Source organism: Desulfolithobacter sp. (assembly GCF_054025815.1).
Map to the genome: position 1 here is coordinate 20948 of NZ_JBPMMS010000004.1, position 24086 is coordinate 45033.

23 protein-coding genes and 1 other RNA gene are annotated in these 24086 nt (G+C 55.7%); 14 read left to right on the forward strand and 10 right to left on the reverse strand.

Annotated features, from left to right (window positions below):
- Nucleotides 1–84: 84 nt before the first annotated feature.
- From ACXJJY_RS00900 to ACXJJY_RS00915, 4 genes are all read right to left on the reverse strand, one after another.
- Nucleotides 85–2250, reverse strand: coding sequence for a response regulator (locus ACXJJY_RS00900; RefSeq protein ID WP_456384746.1), 2166 nt, complete (start codon nucleotides 2248–2250; stop codon nucleotides 85–87).
- A 10-nt stretch (nucleotides 2251–2260) separates the two neighbouring features.
- Nucleotides 2261–3106 carry an HDOD domain-containing protein gene (locus ACXJJY_RS00905; RefSeq protein WP_456384748.1) on the reverse strand — a complete coding sequence of 282 codons (846 nt, stop codon included), beginning with the start codon at nucleotides 3104–3106 and terminating at the stop codon, nucleotides 2261–2263.
- 109 nt (nucleotides 3107–3215) lie between these two features.
- Nucleotides 3216–3578, reverse strand: a complete 363-nt coding sequence (locus tag ACXJJY_RS00910) for a molybdenum cofactor biosynthesis protein MoaE (RefSeq protein WP_456384750.1) — start codon at nucleotides 3576–3578, stop codon at nucleotides 3216–3218.
- Between the two features lie 155 nt (nucleotides 3579–3733).
- A complete protein-coding gene (locus ACXJJY_RS00915; protein ID WP_456384752.1) occupies nucleotides 3734–5110 on the reverse strand; it encodes a lytic transglycosylase domain-containing protein in 1377 nt (458 codons plus the stop codon).
- Nucleotides 5111–5297: 187 nt separating this feature from the next.
- On the opposite strand from ACXJJY_RS00915, the gene ACXJJY_RS00920 reads away from it, so the two are divergent.
- The 6 genes from ACXJJY_RS00920 to tyrS all read left to right on the forward strand — a co-directional run bounded on the left by ACXJJY_RS00920 (nucleotide 5298) and on the right by tyrS (nucleotide 10125).
- Nucleotides 5298–5783, forward strand: a complete 486-nt coding sequence (locus ACXJJY_RS00920) for an NUDIX hydrolase (RefSeq protein ID WP_456384754.1) — start codon at nucleotides 5298–5300, stop codon at nucleotides 5781–5783.
- Between the two features lie 190 nt (nucleotides 5784–5973).
- Nucleotides 5974–6306, forward strand: a complete 333-nt coding sequence (locus ACXJJY_RS00925) for a cell division protein ZapB (RefSeq protein ID WP_456384756.1) — start codon at nucleotides 5974–5976, stop codon at nucleotides 6304–6306.
- A gap of 15 nt (nucleotides 6307–6321) precedes the next feature.
- The gene (locus ACXJJY_RS00930) at nucleotides 6322–6606 is read left to right on the forward strand and encodes a cell division protein ZapA (protein ID WP_456384758.1); all 285 of its coding nucleotides are present in this window, start codon (nucleotides 6322–6324) and stop codon (nucleotides 6604–6606) included.
- 78 nt (nucleotides 6607–6684) lie between these two features.
- Nucleotides 6685–6857, forward strand: a non-coding RNA gene (gene ssrS / locus ACXJJY_RS00935) — 6S RNA.
- A gap of 431 nt (nucleotides 6858–7288) precedes the next feature.
- Nucleotides 7289–8854 carry a ribonuclease Y gene (gene rny / locus ACXJJY_RS00940; protein WP_456384760.1) on the forward strand — a complete coding sequence of 522 codons (1566 nt, stop codon included), beginning with the start codon at nucleotides 7289–7291 and terminating at the stop codon, nucleotides 8852–8854.
- A 56-nt stretch (nucleotides 8855–8910) separates the two neighbouring features.
- Nucleotides 8911–10125 carry a tyrosine--tRNA ligase gene (gene tyrS, locus ACXJJY_RS00945; protein WP_456384762.1) on the forward strand — a complete coding sequence of 405 codons (1215 nt, stop codon included), beginning with the start codon at nucleotides 8911–8913 and terminating at the stop codon, nucleotides 10123–10125.
- Nucleotides 10126–10249: 124 nt separating this feature from the next.
- On the opposite strand, the gene ACXJJY_RS00950 is transcribed toward tyrS, so the two are convergent.
- Both ACXJJY_RS00950 and ACXJJY_RS00955 read right to left on the reverse strand, forming a co-directional pair.
- Nucleotides 10250–11527: a multiheme c-type cytochrome gene (locus tag ACXJJY_RS00950; protein ID WP_456384917.1), complete on the reverse strand. Its 1278-nt coding sequence runs from the start codon at nucleotides 11525–11527 to the stop codon at nucleotides 10250–10252.
- Nucleotides 11528–11788: 261 nt separating this feature from the next.
- The gene (locus ACXJJY_RS00955) at nucleotides 11789–12196 is read right to left on the reverse strand and encodes a Fur family transcriptional regulator (protein ID WP_456384764.1); all 408 of its coding nucleotides are present in this window, start codon (nucleotides 12194–12196) and stop codon (nucleotides 11789–11791) included.
- 158 nt (nucleotides 12197–12354) lie between these two features.
- On the opposite strand from ACXJJY_RS00955, the gene ACXJJY_RS00960 reads away from it, so the two are divergent.
- Nucleotides 12355–13386 carry a tRNA dihydrouridine synthase gene (locus ACXJJY_RS00960; protein WP_456384766.1) on the forward strand — a complete coding sequence of 344 codons (1032 nt, stop codon included), beginning with the start codon at nucleotides 12355–12357 and terminating at the stop codon, nucleotides 13384–13386.
- Here the strand turns inward: ACXJJY_RS00960 and ACXJJY_RS00965 are convergent.
- The 3 genes from ACXJJY_RS00965 to glgP all read right to left on the reverse strand — a co-directional run bounded on the left by ACXJJY_RS00965 (nucleotide 13367) and on the right by glgP (nucleotide 17399).
- Entirely contained in the window at nucleotides 13367–14656 is a 1290-nt protein-coding gene (locus ACXJJY_RS00965) for a radical SAM family protein (protein ID WP_456384768.1), read from the reverse strand. The genes ACXJJY_RS00960 and ACXJJY_RS00965 overlap by 20 nt on opposite strands.
- A gap of 51 nt (nucleotides 14657–14707) precedes the next feature.
- Nucleotides 14708–15133, reverse strand: coding sequence for a hypothetical protein (locus ACXJJY_RS00970; RefSeq protein ID WP_456384770.1), 426 nt, complete (start codon nucleotides 15131–15133; stop codon nucleotides 14708–14710).
- A gap of 70 nt (nucleotides 15134–15203) precedes the next feature.
- On the reverse strand, nucleotides 15204–17399 hold the full coding sequence (glgP, locus tag ACXJJY_RS00975; RefSeq protein ID WP_456384771.1) for an alpha-glucan family phosphorylase: 2196 nt from the start codon (nucleotides 17397–17399) through the stop codon (nucleotides 15204–15206).
- Between the two features lie 344 nt (nucleotides 17400–17743).
- Between glgP and pal the strand changes: the two genes are divergently transcribed.
- The 7 genes from pal to rlmB all read left to right on the forward strand — a co-directional run bounded on the left by pal (nucleotide 17744) and on the right by rlmB (nucleotide 22901).
- On the forward strand, nucleotides 17744–18271 hold the full coding sequence (gene pal / locus ACXJJY_RS00980) for a peptidoglycan-associated lipoprotein Pal (protein WP_456384773.1): 528 nt from the start codon (nucleotides 17744–17746) through the stop codon (nucleotides 18269–18271).
- Nucleotides 18272–18464: 193 nt separating this feature from the next.
- Entirely contained in the window at nucleotides 18465–19004 is a 540-nt protein-coding gene (locus ACXJJY_RS00985; protein ID WP_456384775.1) for an OmpH/Skp family outer membrane protein, read from the forward strand.
- Nucleotides 19005–19017: 13 nt separating this feature from the next.
- Complete coding sequence (locus ACXJJY_RS00990) at nucleotides 19018–19866, forward strand: DUF3786 domain-containing protein (RefSeq protein WP_456384777.1); 849 nt, start codon at nucleotides 19018–19020, stop codon at nucleotides 19864–19866.
- Between the two features lie 307 nt (nucleotides 19867–20173).
- Nucleotides 20174–21064 (forward strand): YicC/YloC family endoribonuclease, encoded by an 891-nt coding sequence (locus ACXJJY_RS00995; protein WP_456384779.1) that lies wholly within the window; start codon nucleotides 20174–20176, stop codon nucleotides 21062–21064.
- Nucleotides 21065–21185: 121 nt separating this feature from the next.
- A complete protein-coding gene (locus ACXJJY_RS01000; RefSeq protein ID WP_267926594.1) occupies nucleotides 21186–21488 on the forward strand; it encodes a DUF370 domain-containing protein in 303 nt (100 codons plus the stop codon).
- Nucleotides 21481–22089 carry a guanylate kinase gene (gene gmk / locus ACXJJY_RS01005; protein WP_456384781.1) on the forward strand — a complete coding sequence of 203 codons (609 nt, stop codon included), beginning with the start codon at nucleotides 21481–21483 and terminating at the stop codon, nucleotides 22087–22089. The genes ACXJJY_RS01000 and gmk overlap by 8 nt, the downstream gene beginning before the upstream one ends.
- Before the next feature lie 26 nt (nucleotides 22090–22115).
- Entirely contained in the window at nucleotides 22116–22901 is a 786-nt protein-coding gene (gene rlmB / locus ACXJJY_RS01010; protein ID WP_456384783.1) for a 23S rRNA (guanosine(2251)-2'-O)-methyltransferase RlmB, read from the forward strand.
- Between the two features lie 12 nt (nucleotides 22902–22913).
- On the opposite strand, the gene rpsA is transcribed toward rlmB, so the two are convergent.
- On the reverse strand, nucleotides 22914–24083 hold the full coding sequence (gene rpsA / locus ACXJJY_RS01015; protein ID WP_456384785.1) for a 30S ribosomal protein S1: 1170 nt from the start codon (nucleotides 24081–24083) through the stop codon (nucleotides 22914–22916).
- Between the last annotated feature and the right edge of the window lie 3 nt (nucleotides 24084–24086).

Below are 24086 nucleotides of genomic sequence, written 5' to 3' on the forward strand. Positions count from 1 at the left end.
TTGCATGTTATGCAGACCGTCTGCGTCAGGTGGCAATTTCGGGGCCTGATACCGTATCCATTGGTGCCATGAAAACACCATGTTTCATGATCTTCGCCCAATAAGTTTGCTCAGGAGCCATTTTTCGATGATTTCAAAGACGATTTCCCGCTTGATAGGCTTGGAAATATAATCGTTCATGCCTGACTCCAGGCATTTTTCCCTGTCCCCTTTCATGGCGTTGGCCGTCATGGCCACAATGGGCAGTTCCGTGAGTCCGCGCCGGCGAATTTCCCGGGTGGCCTCCAGGCCATCCATTTCCGGCATCTGCACATCCATGAGGACGAGATCGAACCGGTCCGGATCCCGGGTCACCATCTCCACCGCCTCCCTGCCGTTTGCTGCCGCTTCCACCTGGTAGCCAGCCTTGCCCAGGATCAGTGTGGCCAGCTTCTGGTTGACAGGGTTGTCCTCGGCGAGCAGGATCCGTACAGACTGTTTCAACTCTTCGCGGACTGAGTACTGGGTGATGAGCTTGTCCTTTCTCTTGTTGGCCTCGGGAGTGTCTTTCCGGGCCAGCAGTTTTTCAATGGTCCGGAAAAGTATCTCCCGCCGCACCGGTTTGGTGAGAAAGGCGTCAAAACCCGCTTCCCGGCACTGGTTGGCATTGCGTTCCGTGGAGGAGGTGTAGGCGAGCAGGGGCAGGGTGGCGGTTTCGCTGTGGTTCCGGAACCAGCGGGCCAGAGTGTATCCATCCGGCGCCGGCATCTGGATGTCGAGTATGGCAAGATCAAAGGGTGTTCCGTCCTCAATGGCCTGGGCGACAATATCCTTGACCCGGGAAGATTCGCTCAGGGCTGTGACATGGAGCCCGCCGGATTCCAGTATGTGGGAGACAATGCTCAGGTTGGTGCGGTTGTCATCGACAACCAGGATATGTTTGCTCTCCAGGGTGACCTTGCGGAAAATCTTGGCCTGCCGTTGGGCCGCTTTTTTGAAGACAGCGGTAAAGTGGAAGACAGATCCCCGGCCCGGCTCACTTTCCACCCAGACATGACCACCCATGAGTTGTGCGATCTTGCGGCAGATCGACAGTCCCAGGCCGGTGCCGCCGAATTTCCGGGTAGTGGAGCCGTCGGCCTGGCGGAAGGCCTCGAAGATGCTCTCCTGTTTATCGGGCGGAATACCGATACCGGTATCACGGATGGTGGTGTGGAGGGTGATGGTTTCTTTCTCCTCTTTTTCCACCGCAATGGCCAGTTCTATCTCGCCCTTTTCTGTGAACTTGGCTGCGTTTCCCATCAGGTTGATCAGAACCTGACGGAATCGTCCAGGGTCACCGACCACATTGGCCGGTAGATTGTTGTCGATTCGGCACAGTACTTCCACCTCTTTGTTCGCCACTCTGGGCCGAATAAGGTCGCAGACATCCTGGGCCGTTATCTCCGGATCAAATTCGATCCATTCAAGGTCCAGTTTGCCAGCCTCGATTTTCGAGAAATCCAGGATATCATTTATCAGGGAAAGGAGGGCCTCGGCACTGCGTTTTATGGTTCGGGCAAACTCTTCCTGCTCCGGATCCAGGTCGGTGTCGAGCAGCATGTCCGTGAAACCGATGACCCCGTTCATCGGGGTTCGGATTTCATGGCTCATGGCTGCCAGGAATTCGCTCTTGGCCACATTGGCAGCCTCTGCTGCAACCTTGGCCTTGCGCAGCTCTGCGGTTTGCCGCTGGATCTCCGATTGCAGGGTTTTGTTGTAGCTCTGTTGCTGTTCCTGGATCTTGAGATAGTTTTGTTCGTTTTCTGCCATGATGTCCTGGAATTTGTTTTCCAGCACAGCGAATTTACGCTCAAATTGTTTCTTTTGAACCCGCAGGCGGCTCAGTGTCTCCCTGGTTTCCAGCCGGGAGAGAAAAAGCTGGACCGCCAACCGGATACAGGTGGCCATCCACCTGTATTCGGGGTCTCTTTTTTCAGGTTGGGCCGGGGTCGCCAGCAGGGAGATATTCAGGTCAGGGATGGCAAGAAAGAAAAAAGGCCTCTCTCCGTGGGTAAAGGAAGACTCGGACGAGTACCTGGCCTGCTGTTTGATAAGGGATGCTGCAACGTCCGGCTCCAGAGGGAAGTCCCTGGTTGCGACATTGCTGTTGTCCAGGGCCTGGCAGAAAAAAAGGACTGTTTCTATCTCCTGTTCCAGGTGACGGCACAGTTCCGTGAGTTCGGTCGCAGGGCCGACGATGTCGTTAAACAGGGACTGGTGAGGAGGCATAGGCTTGTTCTCACAGGTTGTACATTTGCTGGATACGTTCGACTTCTTCGGGGAGGTCAGCAGCAAGGACCCGGTATTCTTCAATATTTTCCTGGATATGGGTGGTCAGGGAAGGAGGCAGGTGCATGGTTTCCCCTGGCTTGACCGTGAGATCGAGCTGGGAGAGGATGTATTGACTCATCTGCAGGATTCCCAGCAGGGACCTGGGTGGGATATCATCAGCCACACTGTGATGATTCCGCACTGCCTCGGCCAGCGGTTCAGGCAGTTGCCAGCTTCTGGTGAGCAGATAGCCGATGGTCCCGTGATCGGTGCCGAGCAATCGTTTTTCCTCCTTGACGAGACTGTCGGTTTCGGCGTCCCATGCTTCATAGGCCTTGAGAAACTCCTCGGTTGCCACCTGGCTTTCCACCAGCAGCCCTATGTCGTGAAGGATACCGCAGAGGTATGCGTCATCCCCGTTGATGGAGAAGATGCGTTCAGCGATCATTTTGCTGCAGATAGCTGTACCGACACAATGGAGCCAGAGCCGGGAAGGGGAAAAGCCGTCGACATCATCCAGGGTGAAGCTGAACATCGCATTTAAGGCATCAGTGACCGCGATATTGTGCAGGTTTTTCATTCCCAGCAGGGCCACGGCCCGGGAGATGGAGTCCACCTTACGCACCAGACCATAGTAGGAGCTGTTGACCAGGGTCAGTAATCTTGCTACCAGGGCCGGATCAGTCCGGATCACTTCTTCGAAATCATGCAGGGTGGAATCAGGATCGTTGATCAGTTCGGCAAGCCGGGTTACTATGTGTGGTAATGTTTTTATTTTTTTGAATTTGTTGATTAATTTCTCGGCGGTGTCCATGGGCGATTCCTCCCGGTTCCGGGACATGGGCCATATTGCCAGGCCGTGATTTCATTCGCCTGGCAGACCGTTGGCAAGACGCTCTATTCATGGTTTTTTCAACAGGCGGTTATGCCGGGATTTCCTTTTTGCTCACTGCTTCTGCTTTGATTCGGTCGAGCAGTTCTGACAGCACCGGCTTGATATGCTCGCGCAGGTCTCCGGCCACTATAATGTAGAGCAGGTCGTCACCAGGCTGAAACCTCCCTGATCTGGCCTGGATAATTATCTCGTATATGCCTGGACTCTTTAGGTATTGATGGCGTAACTCCTCAACCAGATCCTGGTTGACGTTGACTTCCAGGGCCTGGACCCGACGGTGGTCCTGGCGCGACCAGTTGCGCACTACACCGTTGTGGATCAGGATCATGCCGACTTTTTCGGTAAAATCAGGACGTTTTTTCAGCTCGGCAATGGTTTTTGAAATATCCATGACAAGGCTCCTGCTATGGGATATTGAGACTCTGCTGACAGAGGTTACATTTTCACATACTGATTGTACGCCGGGGACCGGGAGAAAGGCAAGCAGGATATTGCGCCATCCTGCTCAAGAGCATCGTTTTGCCGGGGATTGGTTCCCGGTTGGCATCAGGGTTTTCGCTTGGCGCGGTCTTTGAGGATGACGATTTTTTTCCGTCGTTGATGGGGATCCGGAATTTTGAGAATCTGGCCGACCCGGATTGTGGCGTTTTTGTCCAGGTTGTTGGTCCGGATGAGTTCCCGGAGGCTGATCCGGTAGCGCTTGGCGATCCCGCTGGCCGTGTCTCCTCGCCGGACCCGGTAGGTGGTATCACGAATCTGCCGGCTGTGGAACAACCTGTCCGGCATGGAGGCTGCCAGTTTACGGATTCTTTTGGTCGCCGGTAGCCGGAGCAGGTATTTTGCGGGTACGTACTTTCTGCCTTCGAGCACAGGGCGGCGAAGGGCAGGGTTGAGCCGCTTGAAGTCCTGCCTGGAGATGTTGAAATAGCGTTGCAGTTCACTTGCCAGTGCGTATCCCGGCAGCCTTTTGGTTATGGTGGCCTCGGGTCGGTCGACGATGATGCGCGGGTCTTTTTCGAGCTTCCTGGCAACCCGCATGGCGGCCAGAAACTCGGAGTAGAAGTTGCGGGAGGCGAACTTGAACCGGCCGGCTTTGTGGTTGAAAAAGATTTTTTCATAGCTGCCATAGAGTTTTTTTGCCCGGGCCATTCCGGCAGGTCCATAGTTGTAGGCTGTCAGTGCCAGGGGCCAGTCCTCCAGGTCCGCATAGATTTTTTTAAGAAACCTTGCTGCTGCCACTGTGGAGAGAACGGGGTCGTAGCGCTCGTCCAGGACGTTGTTGATGGTGAGATACCTTTTACCTGTGGCCCGGGTGAATTGCCAGAGTCCGGCGGCGCCGACTTTGCTGTGGGCCTTGGGGTTGAAGGAAGACTCCACATGTGGCAGATAGGCGATTTCCAGGGGCAGGCCGTGGGCGCGAAGGATTTTTCTGATCATCCCCATGTAGGTCCCGGAGCGGATAACCCCTTCGAGGAAACGGTCCTTCTGACCGATCTGCAGCCGGATGTTGTTGCGGGCCCGGCGGAAAGCTTTGTGAGTTGTCCTGTCCGGGAACAGGGCCCGGACCCGTTTGGCCTCCCTGGTGAGCGGTTTTTTTCCAGCTGCCAGGTCGGCAAGGATGGCCTTATAGCGCTTGCGGGCCATTTTGATCATCTGCCGGTTGATTCGAGCAGCTCCAGGCGTCTGCCAGTCGACCAGCTCGATAATATCGTATATTCGGGTCAGGTCCTCCTTATCGTGGAGGATTCCCTGGCGGGTGGAGTACTTGCTGTACACTTTTTCCCAGAATCGGACGTTGTCCCTGATTGCCGGGTAGACAGGAAAGGGTTTTGCCGCCGCGGCAGTGGATACGAGGACACTGGTCAGGGCGCAGAAGAGACAGAGAACGGCTGTGAGAAGTCGTTGCAGGAGCACGGTGCGCATTTGTCCAGTGAAAAAGAGGGCGAGTGATTCAGGGCAAGAGGGATGTTGCCTCTGAAGTAGATGCTTATGCTATTGTAGCATATTGTCCCGTCATTGTGACAACAAAGATGCGCGGTTTGGGGGTGCAGGGCCCGCGGGGGAGGGATCTGCATACGTAACCTGATAAGAAAAAACAAAAAATGAAGTTATGTATAGACCTGTAGTTGGAACCCTTGGTTATATACTCTCGCCTGATGGTAACAAAACCCTGCTGGTACATCGAAACGCCCGCAGTGATGACCACCATCTCGGCAAATACAACGGTCTGGGCGGCAAGCTGGAACCAGGGGAGGACGTCTTTTCCTGCCTGGCGCGGGAGATTCGGGAGGAGGCGGGAATTGCCGTGACAGAAGCGATTCTTCGTGGCACGGTTAACTGGCCGGGGTTTGGTCCGGACAGCCAGGACTGGCTGGGATTTATCTTTCTGGTCACCGGTTTTACCGGCCAGCCGGTGAGTTACAACGAGGAGGGTGACCTCGCCTGGCATCCAGTGGATTCACTGCTTTCACTGCCCATGTGGGAGGGGGACCGCTATTTCATTCCCCTGGTTTTCGATGGGGATCCACGGATTTTCCATGGTCATATGCCTTATGAGAACGGGCGCCCGCTCTCCTGGAGCTACAGCCGGATGTAAGGGACGTGTACCGGGTGATGTTCAAGGACATCTGTTGAAAATCCAGACCAATCGTCTGGTTGTGTCCTAAAAAACTTGCCATTGCACTCTACCCTCTGTATAGTTACATGTTTGAACATGTTTTACTATAAAATCAGCTGGTTGTCTGGTGTGTTCCGGGCGGCTGGCAGTACGCACAGGAGCATATGTCATGGAGAATAATGCGGAACTTATTCGCCTGGAACAGTTTGTTGATAAACTGCTCAATAAATACAACGACCTGAAAGAGCGTTTTTTCCGGCTCGAGGATACCCTGCGCGACCGTGACGCTGAAATCGTCGAGTTGAAGGGCACCATTGAGGAGCTGCAGGCCGAGAGGTCCGAGGTCGGTCAACGGGTCAGCGGCCTCATCGACCGGATTGCCCGTTGGGAGTCCGAGCAGGACGAGGAACCGGTCGGCGATGACGTGGAGGCTGGGAACGAATCCGGCTCCGAGGATCAGGCCGGGGTGCAGGGCTCTCTTTTTCGAGCCGAGGAACAGTAGGCATAGATCTGCTCCATGGAACGACTTGTCAGTTTCACGCTCTTTGGCCAGGAATTCACTTTCTACAGTGACGCCTCGCCCGAAGAAGTGGACAGGGTCGTGGAGATGGTCCGGGAAGAGTTGGAATCCGTCGACGGGGCTTCCCGCAGCACGGTGCCGTCAAGTAAAATGCTGGTACTTGGCTGCCTGCAGATAGCGGCACGCTACGTGCAACTGGAAAAAGAATTCGAAACCTTTCGGCGCTGTCAGGAAGATTCCATCGATAAACTCATAAACAAGGTCTCTTCCGGAATTGAATGACAACGACAACCTGTAAATAACTCTTTGCTTTTGCCCGAATTCTGCTTATAATACAGGCAAACAGCAAGCTAGGTTAAAGTTTCCCTGCGCTGTTGGTGATCAGCAAAGTATTGAGCCAAACACTCATTGATAGGGCAGCCTCACTGCCTTGTAATGGGAGCCTTCATTGATTCCCAGCGCAAGGTATGGCATTGCCCACCTAATTGCCATTAGGTTTAATCATTTTGTTGACACGGCAGGGCGGGGATTTTTACATACGGTCAGCAGCGGGGCTGCTGTAACTATATACGACCATCGCTGGTATTTTATGAAACAGGGTGGTTGCGAGTGACTCAGGCGGACGCAGGTCCGGTAACTGTACGATAATTCTGATACGATCAGGTTTTCCATATATGCGTAACCCGTCCAGTGGGCTTATTCGTCCGTGGGTATATTCCGGGTGCAGGCCCAGATAAAGTTTTTGCCCGTCTCCTGAACAGGTTTGTATGATGAGCAGTATGGTACGGCTTTTGACCTGCCTCCGGGGCACCGTCTGAGACGGCCCCTTCCTGTCCGGTTCTTATTCGCGCCGGTTCTCACTCCTTCCTCTCTATCCTTTTTCTTTTATTGTCCGCAGCCGATCGAGCAGGCCAGGTTCTGGGTGGGTTCGGTCCATCCGCTGCATAACATAATGGTGTAACACATGGGACTGAGTGGCTCAATACTGCTTTTTCTTGGGGGTGGCCTGGCTGCAGGTGCGGTTATCGGTTTTCTGCTGCGCAAGAAACTGATCGAGGGAAATCAGGCCAATGTCGAGGCGCAGGGTCGGCAGATCATCGAAAATGCCATTGGTGAAGCTGAGCGAATCAAGAAGGAGGCCGTCCTCCAGGCCAAAGAAGAGGCTCTGCATATCAAGCAGGAGGTCGAGCGTGAGATCAAAGTCAGCCGGGGGGAGATCAAGGATGAACAGCGGCGGCTCAATCGCAAGCTCGACGAGGTCCAGGAGGAGCTGCGCTCCCTGGAACGAAGGGAATCCAAGCTGCAGGATCAGGAAAATAAATGCCGGCAGCGGGAAAAAGAGCTGGTTGACCGGCAGAAAGAGCTGGACGAATTGATCGATACCCAGCGCTACAAGCTGGAAAAAATCGCTGGAATTGACCGGGAAGAGGCCAAAAAACTGCTGATGGAGTCCATTGAAAGCGAGGCCCGGATGGATGCGGCCAAGCGGCTGGTGCGTATTGAAAACGAAATGAAGATGGAAGCCGACCGGCGGGCCAAGAATATCCTCGCCCTGGCCATATCCCGCTACGCCGGTGACTATGTTGCTGATAAGACCGTTTCCATGGTCCCGCTGCCAAACGATGAGATGAAGGGACGCATTATCGGCCGGGAGGGCAGAAACATCCGCGCCATTGAAGCGGCCACGGGAATTGATATTATCATTGACGATACACCAGAGGCTGTTATCCTGTCCGGTTTTAATCCCATCCGGAGAGAGATTGCCCGTCTGGCCCTGGAGCAGCTGATATCCGATGGTCGGATTCATCCGGCCCGTATCGAAGAGGTGGTGGCCAAGGTCACCAAGGAGCTGGAAGTCTCCATCCGGGAAGCAGGTGAACAGGCAACCTTTGATGTCGGGGCGCACGGGATGCATGTGGACCTGATCAACCTGATCGGGCGCCTCAAGTATCGGACCAGCTACGGGCAGAATATCCTGCAGCATTCTCTTGAGGTAGCCTTTCTCTGCGGAGTTATGGCCGCCGAGCTTGGCCTTGATGTGAAGAAGGCCAAACGGGCTGGACTGCTGCACGATATCGGCAAGGCCGTGGACCATGAGGTGGAGGGCTCGCACGCGATCATCGGTCGCGACCTGGCCAGAAAATATGGCGAGGCGGATGATGTTGTCTATGCCATCGGTGCTCACCATGAGGACCTGCCGCCGAAAAGTGTGCTCGATGTGCTGGTTCAGTCGGCGGATGCCCTTTCCGGCGCCCGGCCCGGGGCTCGAAAGGAGATGCTGCAGTCCTACGTCAAACGGCTCGAAGACCTGGAGGCCATAGCCAACGCTTTTGACGGAGTGGAGAAATCCTACGCCATTCAGGCTGGTCGTGACCTGCGCATAATTGTCGACAGCAACAAGATTCGCGACGAGGAGGCAACGCTCATGAGTCGTGATATCGCCAAATCGATTGAGGAACAGTTGACTTATCCCGGTCAGATCAGGGTGACGGTCATTCGGGAAACCCGGGCTGTTGAATACGCAAAATAAACACCGGGCTCCGCACGGGCTCGGAGTGGTGGAGAATCCACGCTGGATTGAATGTTATGAAATCCGTTGAAGAACAGATAGCGCTCATCGAGCGGGGTGTGGTGGACCTGATATCGAGGGAGGATCTGGTCAAGAAACTGACCAGGTCTGTGGAGACAGGTCAGCCGCTCAAGATCAAAGCCGGTTTTGATCCTACGGCCCCTGATCTGCATCTTGGGCATACTGTGCTTTTACATAAGCTGCGCCATTTTCAGCAGCTTGGCCACCAGGTTTATTTTCTGATCGGTGATTTCACCGGCCTGATCGGCGATCCCACCGGCAAGTCCGACACCAGGCCGCCGCTGACCAGGGAAGATGTAGAGCGAAATGCCGAAACGTACAAGGAACAGGTGTTCAAGATTCTTGATCCGACCCGGACCAAGGTAGTCTTCAATTCCACCTGGCTTGGCGAGCTCTCTTCCTATGACATGATCCGCCTGGCCTCCCATCTTACCGTGGCCAGGATGCTGGAGCGGGATGATTTCAAGAAACGGTTTGAAAACGGCCGGCCCATTTCCATTCATGAATTTCTCTATCCCCTTATTCAGGGTTATGACTCCGTGGCCCTTGAAGCGGACGTGGAACTGGGTGGTACGGATCAGCTCTTCAATCTGCTCATGGGCAGGGATTTGCAGCGGAGCCGAGGTCAGGAACCCCAGGTGGTGCTGACCATGCCGCTGCTTGAAGGGCTCGACGGTGTCAACAAGATGAGCAAGTCGCTTGGCAACTACATCGGCATCACCGATAACCCGGATGATATCTTTGGCAAGATCATGTCCATCAGTGACGAGCTGATGTTTCGCTACTACGAGTTGCTTTCCGATCTGACCAGCGAAGAGATCCAGGTCCTGAAAGAGGATATGGAGGCTGGCCGCATCCATCCCAAGGCCGTCAAAATGCGGCTGGCCCGTGAATTGACTGCCCGTTTTCATGATTCCGAAGCAGCGGCTGCAGCGGAAAAGAATTTTGAACAGGTCTTCAAGAAGCATGAGCTTCCAGACGAGATTCCTGAATGCAGGTTGCAGGTGGATGGAGAGGAGATCTGGTTGCCCAGGCTGCTGCTTGAGGCAGGACTTGTCAAATCATCTTCAGACGGGCGGCGGATGATCAAGCAGAATGCTGTTTCTGTGGATGGTATCAAGGTTACATCCGTTGATACCAATATTCCTGTTCAGGGAACGGTCTTGCTTAAAGTTGGAAAACGGAAGTTCTGCCAGGTGGTTTTCAACTGATCAGCCATGCGGTCGTCGGCTAGTGGAAATTCAAAATTTCACAACATGAACAAACAAAAAAGGCGGCAGCTCCGGGGCTGCCGCCTTTAACGTTTCAACGTTCTGGTCAGGAGATCACAACCCGTTATTTTCCATGGGTTGCCCGCATGGTTCTGGCCAGTTCCTTGATCTCGCCCAGGTCCTTGGTCAGCTCGTTCCAGCCGTACCAGTAGGCGTAGTCAGGATTGACATGAAAAAATCCCTGGTAGGCCCGCATGCGATGCTTCATGTACATCTGGCACAGTACCTGGTCAATGTAGGACAGCTTGTCCAGGTCCTTATCCCAGGCAGCGCCGTTGGTATGCATGAAGGTCAGCAGGAACGGGTAGTTATGGGGATAGCCGGCCGGCTTCTTGATGATGCCGTCCCTGTACAGGGCTGCCACGGTCTCGATGGCCTCGGCCATGAGCCGGTCGGACTTGGTCATGATGGAGTCACCCATCTCCAGCTGCTCGCGGGCGTAGCTCTCGGAATGACACTGGGCACAGATCTTAAGCATCTTGTCCCGCTCTTTCTGCCAGGCTTCCTGAGAGAGCCGGGCCATATCCAGGGCCTTGACCGCATCAAGGATCGGAGTCGGCTTGCCGGTTTCCGGATCCAGGACACCAAGGGCCTTGAGGATTGTCACCCGGTCTGCGGCAGCCTGCGGATCATCGGGCAGTGGCAGGCGGACGCCGAGAAAGCCCCAGGCTGTGCGGTTTTCATGGTTACCGTCAGGCATGTGGCAGGTCTGGCAGGTTGGGGCGGCGGCCCCTTCTGGCAGGTATCCGGACTCTTTGGCAAAATAGCGCGCACCATGCTTTGAGCTGGACCACATCTCCCACTGGGGATGGTCATAACCCATGTGGCACTGCTGGCAGGCACGGGGATTCTGGGCCTCTTTCTTGGAGAAGGTATGACGGGTGTGGCACTCGTCGCAGGAGTTGTTCTGGTAACGGTATCCTTTTTTGCGCTGTTCTTCCTTCTGGGCCTCGGTCTTGATGCCCATGTTGTGGCAGCCGCCGCAGCCGCGTCCACCCTCGATCAGCTCATCGGGCGCCATGTGAGTCGCCGGAATGGCATTGAGAGAGGACCAGCCATGGTTGTGCTTGCCCCTGGCAAACTGGTCGTACTGCTCCTGATGGCACTCGGCGCAGACTTTTTCGTCCGGCAGTTTGGCCAGTTTGTAGTCGGCAGCCGATTTGTGATCCTCACCGTGACAGGTGGAACAGGTGACATCGTTGTCAGCATGCATGCTGACCTTCCAGTCCTGAACCATCCCGGGGGATACTTTGGTGTGACAGTCGATACAGCTGTCACCGGCCAGTGCTGACCCGGACAGCAGCAGCGCTCCTGCTGCCGCACCAAGGATCGCATAGGTCATTTTGTTCATGGTACACCTCCTTTTTTCTGTGGATGGAAATGATTCGTAAAACTCCATCGTTTCCAGGGAAAAACGGGGATTATGTATCCAAAAAAAGGCTATCCCTTCCTTGACCTGAGTCAAGAAAAGGATAGCCTTTCTGGTTTATCATGAAAAAAACAGATACACATGTCCAGTTCCACGTCTCCACCATGATAGTGCTGGAAAAGACAGAGATTGGGAAAAGGTACCTGTTTTCAGCGGATATTTTCTCTATCTTTTTCAGTCGTTACCGGTCTTCTGGCAGGTTGGACAGATCCCGGTGAACTCCACGTGGTGACCGAGGATCCGGTAGGAAGACGAGGCGCAGGCCGCATCCACCAGATCCCTGATAACAGGCACATCGATGTCATCCACCTTGCCACAGGAGGAGCACCGTATATGGTAATGCGGCTCTGTAGTGGCGTCAAACCGTTTCTGGGTGCCACCGACCTCAAGCTTGAGGATCATGCCGTTTTCAGCCATCAATTCCAGGTTACGGTAGACCGTACCCAGGCCAATTCTCGGCAGCCGTTTGCGAACCATATCGTAGAGTTCGCTTGCCGTTGGATGGCTTGTGACTTTGGAGAGTTCTTCAAGAATTATCTGTCGCTGGGTGGTAAGGCGAATCATGCCTGCTGGTGCATTCATTGGCTCTCAGGTGTATGATATATTGAGGGTTTACTGATAGATGACTCTAAAAAGGATAATTTAAATAATTATTCTCAATCGTGTATTATACGATGGACTGAGAGAATGTCAATGAATATGAATTCTGATTCAGATTTTTTCCTTCCAGGACAACACTTATGTTCGAAATACGTGACCTGAAATTTGAGCCGCCGCTTCTTCTTGCTCCCATGGCCGGGTTGACACACAGTGCTCTTCGTACCCTGTTGTGTGAGTGTGGCGGGGTTGGACTGCTGTATACGGAAATGCTCTCTGCAAGGCGGCTGCCGGTGGAAAATCCCACGGTTTCTCCCTGGCTTGTTCGCACCGGGCAGGAAAAACCGCTCTGCTACCAGTTGTTCATCACAAGGCCGGAGGATGCAGGCCCTGCCCTGGAATCCCTCCACCGTTTCGGGGCCGACGCGGTGGACATCAACCTCGGTTGTCCGGCGCCTCGGGTCAGGCAGGCAGGAGGCGGCAGTTCGCTCATGGCCTCACCAGACAGGGTGCGGGCTTTGATTCGTGAGGTTCGGCGCCATACCGAGCTGGTCTTGTCGGCCAAGATCCGTCTTGGCGAGACCCTGGATGAACAAAAGCTGCGGGATTTCTGTCTGATGCTTGCCGGGGAAGGGATAGATTACCTGACCGTCCATGGGAGGCTCCGGGGTGAGCAGTTCTGTCGCAAACCACGTTGGGACTGGATCGGTCGGGTCAAGGAGTGGCTGGACATCCCGGTGATAGCCAACGGTGGTATTTTTTCGGTGGAGGACGCCCGGGCCTGCCTGGAGCAGAGCGGGGCCGACGGGTTGATGATCGGCCGGGCTGCGCCGCAGAAGCCGTGGCTGTTTGCCGATCTGGCCCGGGAGATATATGGTATGGATCTCCCACGACCGGCCATGACCCTGCCGGCCATGTACAGCCATTTCGTGATTGCACTCCTGGAGCGGTTTCGACCGGAGCGGCGCCTGGGTCGGCTCAAGGAGTTTACCCATTATTTCGCGCTCAACTACAGTTTCGGCCATCTGCTGGCCACCTCGGTGCAGGCCAGTGCGTCCTTTGCCGAGGCGATTTCCCAGGCCGGGCAGTTTTTGCGGCAGAACGATCCCCGGGGTATGGCGGAGATCGGGGAGCGGCTGATCAGTCCGGAACTGCTCAGCGAAGCGGCGGGTTGAAGTAGCCCAGGTGCAGCCAGGGAAAACGGCTCCTCAACTCGTCGCGCCAGTGCCGGATGCCCAGTGGTGGTCCCGAAGGGGTGAAGCCGATGCTTTTCAGGTAATACTCAGGATCCATGTTGAGATTGCGCAGTTGAATAAGATCAGGCCGCCTCTTTTCGATCAATTCGCACAGGGCTTTGAACTCGTCGGGATCGTCGGTGAAACCGGGGAGGATGAAATAGTTGAGAGACACGTACCGGCCACGTGATTTCATTTCCGTGATGGAGTTGCAGACGTCGCGGAAATCGAATCCTCTGGGGCGATAATAGCGGCTATGGTATTCCCCCCGGGCCGAGTTCATGGACACGCGGATAGAATCGAGTCCGGCCTCGGCCAGCCTGGCCACGGCGTCCGGCAGGCTGGCATTGGTGTTTAGGTTGATGGTCCCCCGGTCGGTACGGGCACGGATCTTTCGAATGGCCTTTTCCATGGTGACGTCCTGGAGCAGCGGTTCTCCTTCGCAGCCCTGGCCGAAGCTGACCACGGGTCTGGATGCCTTGTTCAGGTGTGCAGTCGCGATTTCAGCAAGCTCGGCCGGCGAGGGAGTGAACTTGATTCGATCCTGGGTTGCCGGGCAACAGCCCGAGGGTTGCAGAGAAATGCAGCCCAGGCAGGCGGCATTGCATGCCGGAGAACAGGGCAGGGGCGCCTCCCAGCGGCCGAGAAAATAGTTGCGTGCCGCCGGACAGCCATAGGTCAGGCAGCATTTGCCAAGATGCTGAACCAGGCGGTTGTCCGGATGGGCACTGAGCAGCTTTCTGGTTTTGCGATCAATGGTTTTCTGGTCAAACTGATCCGCGTCCTGCCGCCGGTCCCGGTCGCTGCGAAAAGCCGCAACCCAGAACTGTCCGTTCCACCAGCCCACGGCTGTGTAGGCAAAGAGCGGTAAAAGCGGAGCCTTGTCCGTGCTCTGGTAGGCCGCGGTGTAGATGGCTGTGTGGGCCGGGGCCATGAAAGCGGCCACGGCCTGGACGGTCTCTCCCGGCTCATAGGGGTTGGTGTCGAGCAGGGCTGGTTCGCCGGTATCCGGTTCGATGCCAACTGGTTTTCGGCCCGGCAGGACAAAGAGCTCGCTTCCTTCGGGCAGCGGGATCAGATCTTCCGGTTCCGGGGTGTAAAAGCTGGTTGCGGCGGCCCCGGCCATCCGCAGGCCGTCATAATCGAGGATTTCACCCCGGCTGTTGGCAAAGACAACAGAGGGATATGTGTTCCGGGAGGTACTGGGCATGAGGAGTTGAAAACAACGGGACAGGTTAAGGTCTCCGGTCCGCCGACCGGATCAGCGGGGGCGGATTCTCGACAGGATGGAGTCCACGGCCCGGTAGACATCGAGATCATCGCCGAAGATATCCTGGATATGGGGATGATCGATCAGGTCCTCAATGATGTACTGGGTGATGCAGAGGGTGACGAAATTAGGATCCCGGGTCAGGGTCCGGATGGGCGCTACCTTGAACTGCAGGTCAAATTCGTCCATGTCCATCAGCGACTGGAGCTGTTTCTCCATGGATTCCCGGATGGCCCGGTCCGAGTTGGTCTCGATGATGTGCTCTTCTATGAGCCGCTGGACCAGGGCCGTCGCCAGCTCCTGGGCGTTGTCCCGGGCTTTGCGCAACATGTACCGCTTTTCCTTTTCCCGTTTCCGGTCAATGGCGTCAATGGTTTTGTTGGCCGCGTTACTGGGGCTTATATGGGCTTTTGCCATGATGTGTTCTCCTTCTGGGTAACAGTTGCCGGCTTGTCTGGCCACAGTGTACTGTGGTCTGGTTGGCTGCTCAACCGTTTTCCGGATCACTGTGGTACAGCTTGGCGAAGTGATCAATGCGATCCGCGGTCTCGTCGGTGAGTCTGAGGTTATATTTTTTCACGTATTCAGCGGCCATCCTGTGGGTATTGAAGATGGGCACATTTCTTTTCAGGTTCTGGATGGCCCGGTCCAGGTACTCGTCTGGACGGTTGTAGAACATGTCGAGTATTTCCGGCAGGAGCCGGTAGAAGGCCAGGGAGTCCTCTCGGTAGAGCAGGGCATCGGGGCTCTCGCTCAGGCTTTGCTCGTCGATGGGTCCTTCATGGCCGAATTTCCAGCCCGTGGCGCCTCCGTGGTATCCCTCTACCCACCAGCCGTCCATGACCGAGATGTTGGGTACACCGTTCATGGCCGCCTTCATACCGCTGGTGCCACTGGCTTCCAGGGGCCGTTTGGGATTGTTGAGCCAGGCATGGACCCCTGAAACCATCATCTTGGCGACGTGCATGTCGTAGCCGGGAATGAAAACCAGCCGGGCCAGGCCCTGGCTGCGGATAAAGAGATCTTTCTGGTTGTCGAGGATCACCTTGAGTACGGTCTTGCCCGGCTCATCCTGCGGATGGGCTTTGCCGGCAAAGACGAAGTTGATCCGGAACCGGCCTTTGACGAGAATATCCACCAGGGTGGACAGGTCATCAAAGATCAGGTTGGCCCGCTTGTAGGTGGAAAACCGTCGCGCAAAGCCAATGGTGAACACCCCAGGCTCCAGGACACCTTCTTCATGCAGGTATGAGAGATAGTTGGGTGGATCGATCCAGGTGGTGGTCATCTGGATCCGGTGTTCGGCCAGCATGTTGTTGATATGGCCCACCAGGGTCTGGTTATCTCTTTCCCAGGCCCGGGCAAGGTTGTTTCGGAACCCGGAATCATCTTCCAGTGCGGCCCTGGCAAAACAGCCAGGATCATCGCGCCACTCCTCCAGGCCTTTCTGGGCATCGAAGACCCGGGCCCGTTCCCCGGAAATCCAGGTCAGGTGGTGGACACCGTTGGTGATGGCTGTGATCTTGTCGGCAAAGTCTGGAAACTGTCGACGGGTCACATCACGGTGCAGCCGGCTGACGCTGTTGACCGCCCGGTTTACCCGCATGGCCATGGCCGTGAAGTTGTACTCGTCTGGTGACTGCTCATCCCGGGCCAGCAGGTCAAGGATCCGCTGGCAGGTGGAATGGCTGATTCCGGCGTAGAGTTCGCGGGAGAACCGGTCGTGGCCGGCCTTTACCGGGGTGTGAATGGTGTAGACCAGCCGCCTGGCTACCTGGTCGGCGGCGGCCAGGATGTTGTCGTCGGTCATTTTTTTCTGGTAGTCAGGGCCCAACCGTTTTTCCAACTCCCTGAGGATAAGGTGGAGGGTCACTGCCACACCGTGCTGTTCGTTCAGGTGCAGGGTCCGGGCGGTGAAGCCTAACCGTTCCATGAGCGGCAGGATGCCGGAGCCCAGGAGTCGGCGCTGGTTGGCTTTCATGATGGTGGATTTGGCGTTGTAGAGCCGTTTTGCCGCCTCCTGAACCCAGGGGGGCGAAGAGGGTATCGCGTAATCGAGTAGGAATTCCGGTACGAAATAGTCGAGCTCCTCTCCGGCCTCCAGTTTCATCCACACCTGGGCCCGAGCCATGGTCGGATGGTCATACTCGTTGTAGAAGGGGACTTCGATCTCCAGGTGTTTTTGCGGATCGTCCGGGTCCCGCAGGAGAAACAGGGTTGGTGTTTCTTCGGGTGACCAGTGGGTCGCCTGGTCGATCTGGCCGACATTAAAGTCGACGATTTGGGAAAAGTATCCTTCCCGGTAGAGCAGGCTTACAGCTAAGACCGGTACCTTGAGATCGGCAAAGCTCTTCAGGGTATCGCCGGCCAGGACACCGAGTCCGCCGCTGTAGTTGGGAATCTTGCGCGGGCCGTGGAGATATCTGTTGATAAAATGCCGGGTCTGGTCGTCGCCGCTGGTGGTGAAGTCGTTTTCCAGAAGAAAATCAAGCACTGGATGGAAGGTGTCTGGATCGGCTCCAATTTCCATGGAAATATAGACCACGGAGTTGCCGTCCGGCCCGCAGAGATTGTTCCATACCCGGTCAAACACTTCCTGGGGAACCCCGAAGAAGGTGCCGAACCGATTTTTGCAGACCAGTTCTTCGACCGAATGAATTGTGATGGCTTTTTCTGGAGTCACTGTTTTCGCTTGGGTGAGTAGTTTTTTGAAATGTCAATGTATACGGAACAGTCAAATTTAGATGGGCTGATATGGATTTGCAAGCGATTTCATTGTCCGGAAAAAAAATGTTGAATTTATGGGGTTTTCAGGCGGTAATTATCCTTGACAAAAAAAGGTGGTGACAGTTCATTATAGGGAAGTTCAACAGGTTTGGGAGGTTGCCCTCCTGGATCGCGTCCCGGGTCCCTTCGGGGAGATTTTTTCCGGTTGGGGCAGCAGGCCTGTGCCGGACTCTGCCATGGAGCCGGACCGGCCCCCGGAAGTATTCCCGTGCAGAGAAAAGAATGGCGGAGGGCCATGTCATGCGTATCGGTAAAACGTTTTTCCTGACAATACTTTTCCTGATATCCACCGCCTTAGTCCTGAATGGATGCGGCAGTAAAAGTCAGAAAGGTCCTGAAGTGACCGCAACAATGGATGGCGAAGCCATGGGGCCGGCAGAGCCCCTGGAGACTGGGGCGACACCGGAAGATACCATTCTGGAGGCACGGACATCGGCTCCCATGCTGCCGATTTATTTCGATTTTGACTCATCTACCATTCGCAGTGACCAGGTGGAGCGGATCGAAAAGAATGCGGATTTTCTCAAGAACAATCCCGAAGTCAGGATCCGCATCGAAGGAAACTGTGACCCGCGCGGAACCAGGGAGTACAACCTGGCCCTGGGTGAAAGAAGGGCTCAGAGCGCCAAGAAATATCTGGAAAATCTCGGGGTCTCCCCGGACAGGATGACCACTGTCAGCTGGGGAGAGGAAAAACTGCTTCTCTACGGCCACGACGAACTGTCCTGGGCCCAGAACCGGCGGGACGACTTTGTTATTGTCGACTGATCGGTCGATTGTGCCAGAGTTCGTGATGTTTACCTTGATGAAATAGTTTGGAAAAATGTGAGCGTGCCTGCAGGTGTGTGGAATGGTGCAGGTGCGGGAATTCACGAGTCTGCGGGAAAGGGCCCTGCTCTTTCCCGGTTTTATTTGGGCCGCTGGTACTGAATGGCGGTCAATGTTTCTTACAGGAGTATAGATGAAGATTCAAATGAAGTTTTACGGTGTTGCGATTGCAGTGGTATGTGGCATGGCCATGGTCATGTTGGCCGGGCAACCGGTTCAGGCAGCCGCGCCAAAGATTGGAGTGGTCAACGTCCAGAAGGCGCTCCAGTCTTCCGACGCAGGTAAGGAAGCGCAGAGTGCCATGGAAAAGAAGCTCAAGGAGCTGCAGGAGCAGTTCAGGCAGGAGGAGGATGCTCTCCTTGCTCTGCAAAAGGAGATCGAAAAGAAATCTTCGGTCTGGAGCGATGATACCAGGCGGGAAAAGGTCATCGAACTGAACAAGAAGCGGCGCGACCTTCAGCTCAAACAAGACGACGCCAACATGGAACTCAAACGGCTGCGGGAGAAAAAATATGGTCCCATCCTCAAGACTCTGGAACAGGTGGTCGAGGAAGTGGCCAAGGAGAATGGTTATACGGTTGTTCTGCCCAGGAACGCCGTGCTCTACTATTCGGAAACCATCGATATGACGAAAGATACGATCCAGGCACTGGACAGGAAGATGAAAAAATAACAGCCGTTTCGGTATGACCCCGCACGAGTTTCTCAAGTATATCCCGGGCACCAACTGTGGCGAGTGCGGTCATCCTGCCTGCCTGGCCTTTGCGGTCGCTGTCACCATGGGTGGGCTGGACCCTGCTTCCTGTCCCTATCTGGATTCGTCTTTTCTGTCGGAGAAGCCCATGGCTGCTGGCGGGGACCATGAAGGGGGGCTGGAGCGGGTAGAGAAGGGACAGGAGGAACGGGACATGGCCCTCGTCGCCCATCTCAAGTCCAAGGTCCGCAATCTGGATTTTGCCACTCTGGCCGAAAGACTGGGAGCATTCCGGGATGTGGCCCGGCCCGAGGTGCTGGTTTTTGATTACCTTGGCAGGCGGGTGGAACTGTCTGTGGATCAGGTTTTGATGGACGGTGATGAACTGGTCGATCCCAGGGATCAGATTTTACTCTATAACTACGTTGCCTATGGTGGAGGCAGAAAGCCGGACAATACCTGGGTTGGCCTGGAAAGCCTGCCCAACACCATTTCCAAGGTTCGGACCCTGGCAACGTATTGCGAGGATCGCCTGGCCAGGCGATTTTCCGGCAGGCCCGTGGATCTGGTCCGGATCTGCACCCGGCTGGGTGCCCGGTCCGACCAGGGGGAACAGAGCGGTTCGGTCAGCATGGTTATTCCGGTGCTGCCTTTTGTGCCCCTGTATCTTCTGTTCTGGGACGAGGAGCCTGAAGACGGCTTTGAGGCCAGAGTCAAAGTACTTTTCGACCATCATGTGCTGGATTTCCTTGATGTGGAATCCCTGGTTTTTGCGGCTGAACGACTGGCGGACAAGATTGCCGAGCTGGACAGTGGTCCGGACCAGGCGGCATCCGGATGAGCGGAGCAGTGATTTCAGTGCCGGATGCAGCTCTCTTTCGTCCGGGTTGTTCCGGTAGCCGGTGAGGCAACCGGACAGGTTCTTCCCAACACTACCTCCGGCCTTCCGGGCCGCCCTTACGGGAGGCCCTTTTTTATACCCACGTTTATTCCGCACTATCATATCGTCCGGAGGCGCGTTCTCTATAGATGCCACAATTGGGCACGTGTTTGCCGAGGACCTGAGATTCGACCTCCGGGCAGGATCTGGAGACGGTGGGAGACAACACGTCAGACATCCCAATAATCCAAAACGTAAGGAACAGATTATGCGGCCACGAAGCATGACCGGTTTCGGACGCGGTGAGATCACTGCGGACGACCGGACCTGGATCGCCGAGGTCCGGACTGTCAACCATCGCTATCTGGACCAGCGGGTTCAACTACCCCGGCCCTTTACCGGCCTCGAAGAACGGGTCAAAAAGCTCGTGGCCCGTCACCAGGACAGGGGGCGGGTGGAGGTAAGTCTCCAGATTCGGGGAGAAGCCCTGAGCGAGACAATACTCAATGTGAACATGGACCTGGCCCGCCAGTATTATGACTGCCTCACCCGCCTCGGTGAGGCATTTGAGCTCGGTAACGGCAGGACTCCAGTTGGTCTTGGTCACATGCTGACCCTGCGGGACCTGATCACCCAGGAAGAGCAGAATCCGGATTTGGACCGGGAATGGCCGCTGGTCAGTAAGGCCCTCTCAAGGGCCCTTGCCGAGTGTGATCAGATGCGCTCCGTCGAGGGGCAGGCCCTCAGGAAGGAGCTTCTCGGACGTCTGGAGCGGTTTGCCCGTATCCTGGAGATCATTGAAGGGAAGATTCCTGAAATTTTGATCCAGCGCCAAAACGAACTTCGACAACGGATAGAAAAGCTCCTTGGAAGCATGGATGTCGATCCCATGCGTCTGGCTCAGGAAACAGCCATCCTGGCCGACAAGTGCGATGTGACCGAAGAAACAGTCCGACTGCACAGTCACATCGACCAGTTCCGCCATTTTCTTGACATCGATGAACCGGTGGGCAGGCGGCTGGATTTCCTCCTCCAGGAGTTCCTGCGCGAAGTCAATACCCTTGGTTCCAAGATAAGCAACAGCGCAATAGCCCATTTCTGCGTGGAGATGAAGAACGAAATCGAGAAACTGCGCGAACAGATCCAGAACATCGAGTAGCAGGATGTAAACGGTTGACAATTTTTTGTATCTGTTCAATTTTGCATTTAAATAGGATGTCAACAATGATTGTTGAGGAAGACGGTGTGTCAACTTTTCTCTGTCAACTTTGAACTGTGTCATGGATGGAAGACTCATAAATGTCGGTTTTGGCAATGCGGTCAAGATAAGCCGTATCCTGGCGGTGGTGAACCCGGGATCCTCGCCCATACGCAAGCTCAAGGAAGAGGCCCGGCGGGAAAAAAAACTCATTGATGTCACCGAAGGAAGGCGGACCCGGGCCATCATCATTCTCGATTCCGGCCACCTGGTGCTCTCTTCGGTGCAGCCGGAAACCATTAATCAGCGCTTTGCCGCCCTGGCCGCCGAACAACAGAACCCGGTTCGGATCCTTGGCCGGTTTCAGGAGAACAACGATGAGTAAGGGGTTCATTCTTGTTCTTTCTGCGCCCTCCGGTTGCGGTAAAACCACCATTTTGAGGAAGGTCATGGATAACCTGCCCGGACTGGTTTTTTCGGTTTCCCATACCACCAGACCGCCCCGGCCCGGGGAAGAAAGCGGACGGGACTACCATTTCGTTACCCGGGCGCAGTTTGTCGCCATCCGGGACCGGGAACCGTCGGGTTTTCTGGAATGGGCCGAGGTGCATGGTAATTTTTACGGAACCGGCAGGGATGAGGTCATGGCCAGGCTGGAGCAGGGGCTGGACGTGGTTTTGGATATCGATGTCCAGGGGGCCCGGCAGATTCGCCGGTCCGCAAAGCCGGTGACAGTGTTTATAGCGCCGCCGTCTCTGGATGAACTGGCATGCAGGCTTCGTGGTCGGGGCACGGAAACCGGGGAGACAATCAGTCTGCGGCTCAGGAATGCAGAGATAGAGATGAAGGCGGCGCCGGAGTATGATTACCTGATCATAAACGATCGGTTGGATGAGGCGGTGGAAAGCCTGCGGGCCATCATCATTGCCGAGCGGAGCCGCCGCCGGCGCCGGATAGACGGGAGCCAGGTTCCCGGTATCATCTGATGGTAAAAGGAAAAACGGCAAAGAAGATGCGCGGACTCGGTCAGACCGGTGGTAAGCAGCGATTCCAGGAGATAGACCAGGAGCGTATCTGGGGGCTCAATGCGGTCCAGGAAGCCCTGCGTTCACCTGGCAATATCGAGGAGATTTTGATTGTCAAGGGCAAGGGCGGGCCGAAGATCCAGGTCATCATCGAGACGGCCCGCAGCCAGGGGGTTCGGCTCCGTTTTGTCGAGCAGAGCCGGCTGGGGGTTGCCCCGTCCTGCCGCCACCAGGGCGTGGTGGCCCGGCAGACCCGGGCGACCCTGGTACCGCTGGAGAGATTGCTGGCATCCCTTGAGGAGCAGAGTTCGCCCCGTCTCCTGGTGCTTGACTCCATCCAGGACCCGAGAAATCTGGGTTCCATCCTCCGTTCCGCTCTGGCAGCCGGATTCGGTTCGGTTATCCTGACCCGGGACCGGTCCGCACCCCTTTCCGGCACCGTGGCCCGAACCTCGGCTGGTGCAGTTGGCCATCTGCAGATAACCCAGGTGGGCAACCTGCGCGATACCCTGGTCCTGCTCAAGGAGCGCGGGCTGTGGATTTACGGTGCAGTGGTCGGGTCTGAGGCCAGCTCCATCTATGAAATCGATTGCACGGGCCCGGTCGCCCTGGTGATCGGCAGCGAGGGCAAGGGAATCCGGCCCCTGGTCCAGAAGGAGTGTGATCACCTGATCACCATCCCCATGGCCGGCGACTTCGATTCTCTCAACGCCTCGGTAGCCGCCGGGATCATCATGTTCGAAATCAAGCGGCAGCAGGAGGGTGCCTGTTGATTGAGCGTACTGCTACTTTTTCAGCTGTGCCTTGAGCAGGTCGCCCAGCGTCCCCATGGAGCCAGGGGACTGTGGCCGGAAAGACGGTTCCCGGTCGGACTCTTTTTCTTTTTTTTCAGTGCCGGCTGAGTCGGTAAAGTCCTCCGGAACCAGGGATATCCGCTGTTTTTCCCGTTCCACCCCGTCGATTTTGACCGTGATTTCCTGACCGGTTTCCAGGACCTCCCGCGGATGGTTGATTCGCCGCCCGGCTCCCAGTTTGGAGATGTGCAGCAGACCGTCTACCCCCGGTTCCAGGGCAATAAAGGCGCCGAAATTGGCCAATCTGGAAACCCGACCACTGTGTACCGAGCCGACGGGATATTTTTCTTCCACCCTCTCCCAGGGATTTTCCAGAGTTTCCTTGAGGCTGAGCGAGATCCGGTCGCGCTCCCAGTCCAGCTTCTTGACGACCACCTGCACTTTTTGTCCCTGCTGCAGGATATCCTCGACCCGTTCCACCTGTCCCCATGCGAGTTCAGAAATCGGGATCAGGCCGTCTACTCCACCGATATCGACAAAGGCACCGAATTCGCGGATGGACGACACCGTCCCTTCAACCTGCATCCCCTCTTCCAGGATTTGCTCAAGGGCTTCACGCTGCCGGGCCCGCTCCTCTTCCATGACTGCCCGGGCCGAGAGTATGATATTGCGGCCCCGGTTGCCGAACTCAATGATCTTGAAAGAGAACGTCTTGCCCACGTATTCGTCCGGATTCTCGATCCGCCGGATATCCATCTGCGAATAGGGGCAGAAGCCACGCTGGCCCGCCACCGTAATCTGGAAGCCGCCCTTGATCTCGTCGGCGACTCTGCCTTCCACAGGGATCCCGGAATGAAAGGCATCTTCCAGCTCCTGGATCGAGGCCTGGCCGGAACCGATCCGGGTGGTAAAAACCATTTCGCCGTTCCGCACCGCAAGGAGAAAGACTGTCAGGGTGTCTCCGGGTTTGACTGTAAGCTCGCCATCCTTGTCGCGTAACTCGGTGGCACTTATCACTCCTTCACTCTTGGCACCAACATCGAGAAAGACATTTTCTCCGCTGGTACCGGCAACCACGGCCTCAATCTTGTCACCGGGAAGGATTTTCTGCCGGGTGACAGTCTTTTCCTGAAAGAGTTCCTCAAAACGTTCGTCGCTCATGAT

Excerpts from the sequence above, each read along its gene's own strand:
- ACXJJY_RS00925 (WP_456384756.1), top strand. The coding sequence starts at position 5,974 with ATGGAGAATAATGCGGAACTTATTCGCCTGGAACAGTTTGTTGATAAA.
- ACXJJY_RS00970 (WP_456384770.1), bottom strand. The coding sequence starts at position 15,133 with ATGGCAAAAGCCCATATAAGCCCCAGTAACGCGGCCAACAAAACCATT.
- ACXJJY_RS00955 (WP_456384764.1), bottom strand. The coding sequence starts at position 12,196 with ATGAATGCACCAGCAGGCATGATTCGCCTTACCACCCAGCGACAGATA.
- rny (WP_456384760.1), top strand. The coding sequence starts at position 7,289 with ATGGGACTGAGTGGCTCAATACTGCTTTTTCTTGGGGGTGGCCTGGCT.
- ACXJJY_RS00910 (WP_456384750.1), bottom strand. The coding sequence starts at position 3,578 with ATGGATATTTCAAAAACCATTGCCGAGCTGAAAAAACGTCCTGATTTT.
- tyrS (WP_456384762.1), top strand. The coding sequence starts at position 8,911 with ATGAAATCCGTTGAAGAACAGATAGCGCTCATCGAGCGGGGTGTGGTG.
- ACXJJY_RS00960 (WP_456384766.1), top strand. The coding sequence starts at position 12,355 with ATGTTCGAAATACGTGACCTGAAATTTGAGCCGCCGCTTCTTCTTGCT.
- ACXJJY_RS00900 (WP_456384746.1), bottom strand. The coding sequence starts at position 2,250 with ATGCCTCCTCACCAGTCCCTGTTTAACGACATCGTCGGCCCTGCGACC.
- ACXJJY_RS00995 (WP_456384779.1), top strand. The coding sequence starts at position 20,174 with ATGCGGCCACGAAGCATGACCGGTTTCGGACGCGGTGAGATCACTGCG.
- gmk (WP_456384781.1), top strand. The coding sequence starts at position 21,481 with ATGAGTAAGGGGTTCATTCTTGTTCTTTCTGCGCCCTCCGGTTGCGGT.
- ACXJJY_RS00915 (WP_456384752.1), bottom strand. The coding sequence starts at position 5,110 with ATGCGCACCGTGCTCCTGCAACGACTTCTCACAGCCGTTCTCTGTCTC.
- ACXJJY_RS00965 (WP_456384768.1), bottom strand. The coding sequence starts at position 14,656 with ATGCCCAGTACCTCCCGGAACACATATCCCTCTGTTGTCTTTGCCAAC.
- rlmB (WP_456384783.1), top strand. The coding sequence starts at position 22,116 with ATGCGCGGACTCGGTCAGACCGGTGGTAAGCAGCGATTCCAGGAGATA.
- rpsA (WP_456384785.1), bottom strand. The coding sequence starts at position 24,083 with ATGAGCGACGAACGTTTTGAGGAACTCTTTCAGGAAAAGACTGTCACC.
- ACXJJY_RS01000 (WP_267926594.1), top strand. The coding sequence starts at position 21,186 with ATGGATGGAAGACTCATAAATGTCGGTTTTGGCAATGCGGTCAAGATA.
- ACXJJY_RS00920 (WP_456384754.1), top strand. The coding sequence starts at position 5,298 with ATGTATAGACCTGTAGTTGGAACCCTTGGTTATATACTCTCGCCTGAT.
- ACXJJY_RS00950 (WP_456384917.1), bottom strand. The coding sequence starts at position 11,527 with ATGACCTATGCGATCCTTGGTGCGGCAGCAGGAGCGCTGCTGCTGTCC.
- ACXJJY_RS00990 (WP_456384777.1), top strand. The coding sequence starts at position 19,018 with ATGACCCCGCACGAGTTTCTCAAGTATATCCCGGGCACCAACTGTGGC.
- ACXJJY_RS00930 (WP_456384758.1), top strand. The coding sequence starts at position 6,322 with ATGGAACGACTTGTCAGTTTCACGCTCTTTGGCCAGGAATTCACTTTC.
- ACXJJY_RS00905 (WP_456384748.1), bottom strand. The coding sequence starts at position 3,106 with ATGGACACCGCCGAGAAATTAATCAACAAATTCAAAAAAATAAAAACA.
- ACXJJY_RS00985 (WP_456384775.1), top strand. The coding sequence starts at position 18,465 with ATGAAGATTCAAATGAAGTTTTACGGTGTTGCGATTGCAGTGGTATGT.
- pal (WP_456384773.1), top strand. The coding sequence starts at position 17,744 with ATGCGTATCGGTAAAACGTTTTTCCTGACAATACTTTTCCTGATATCC.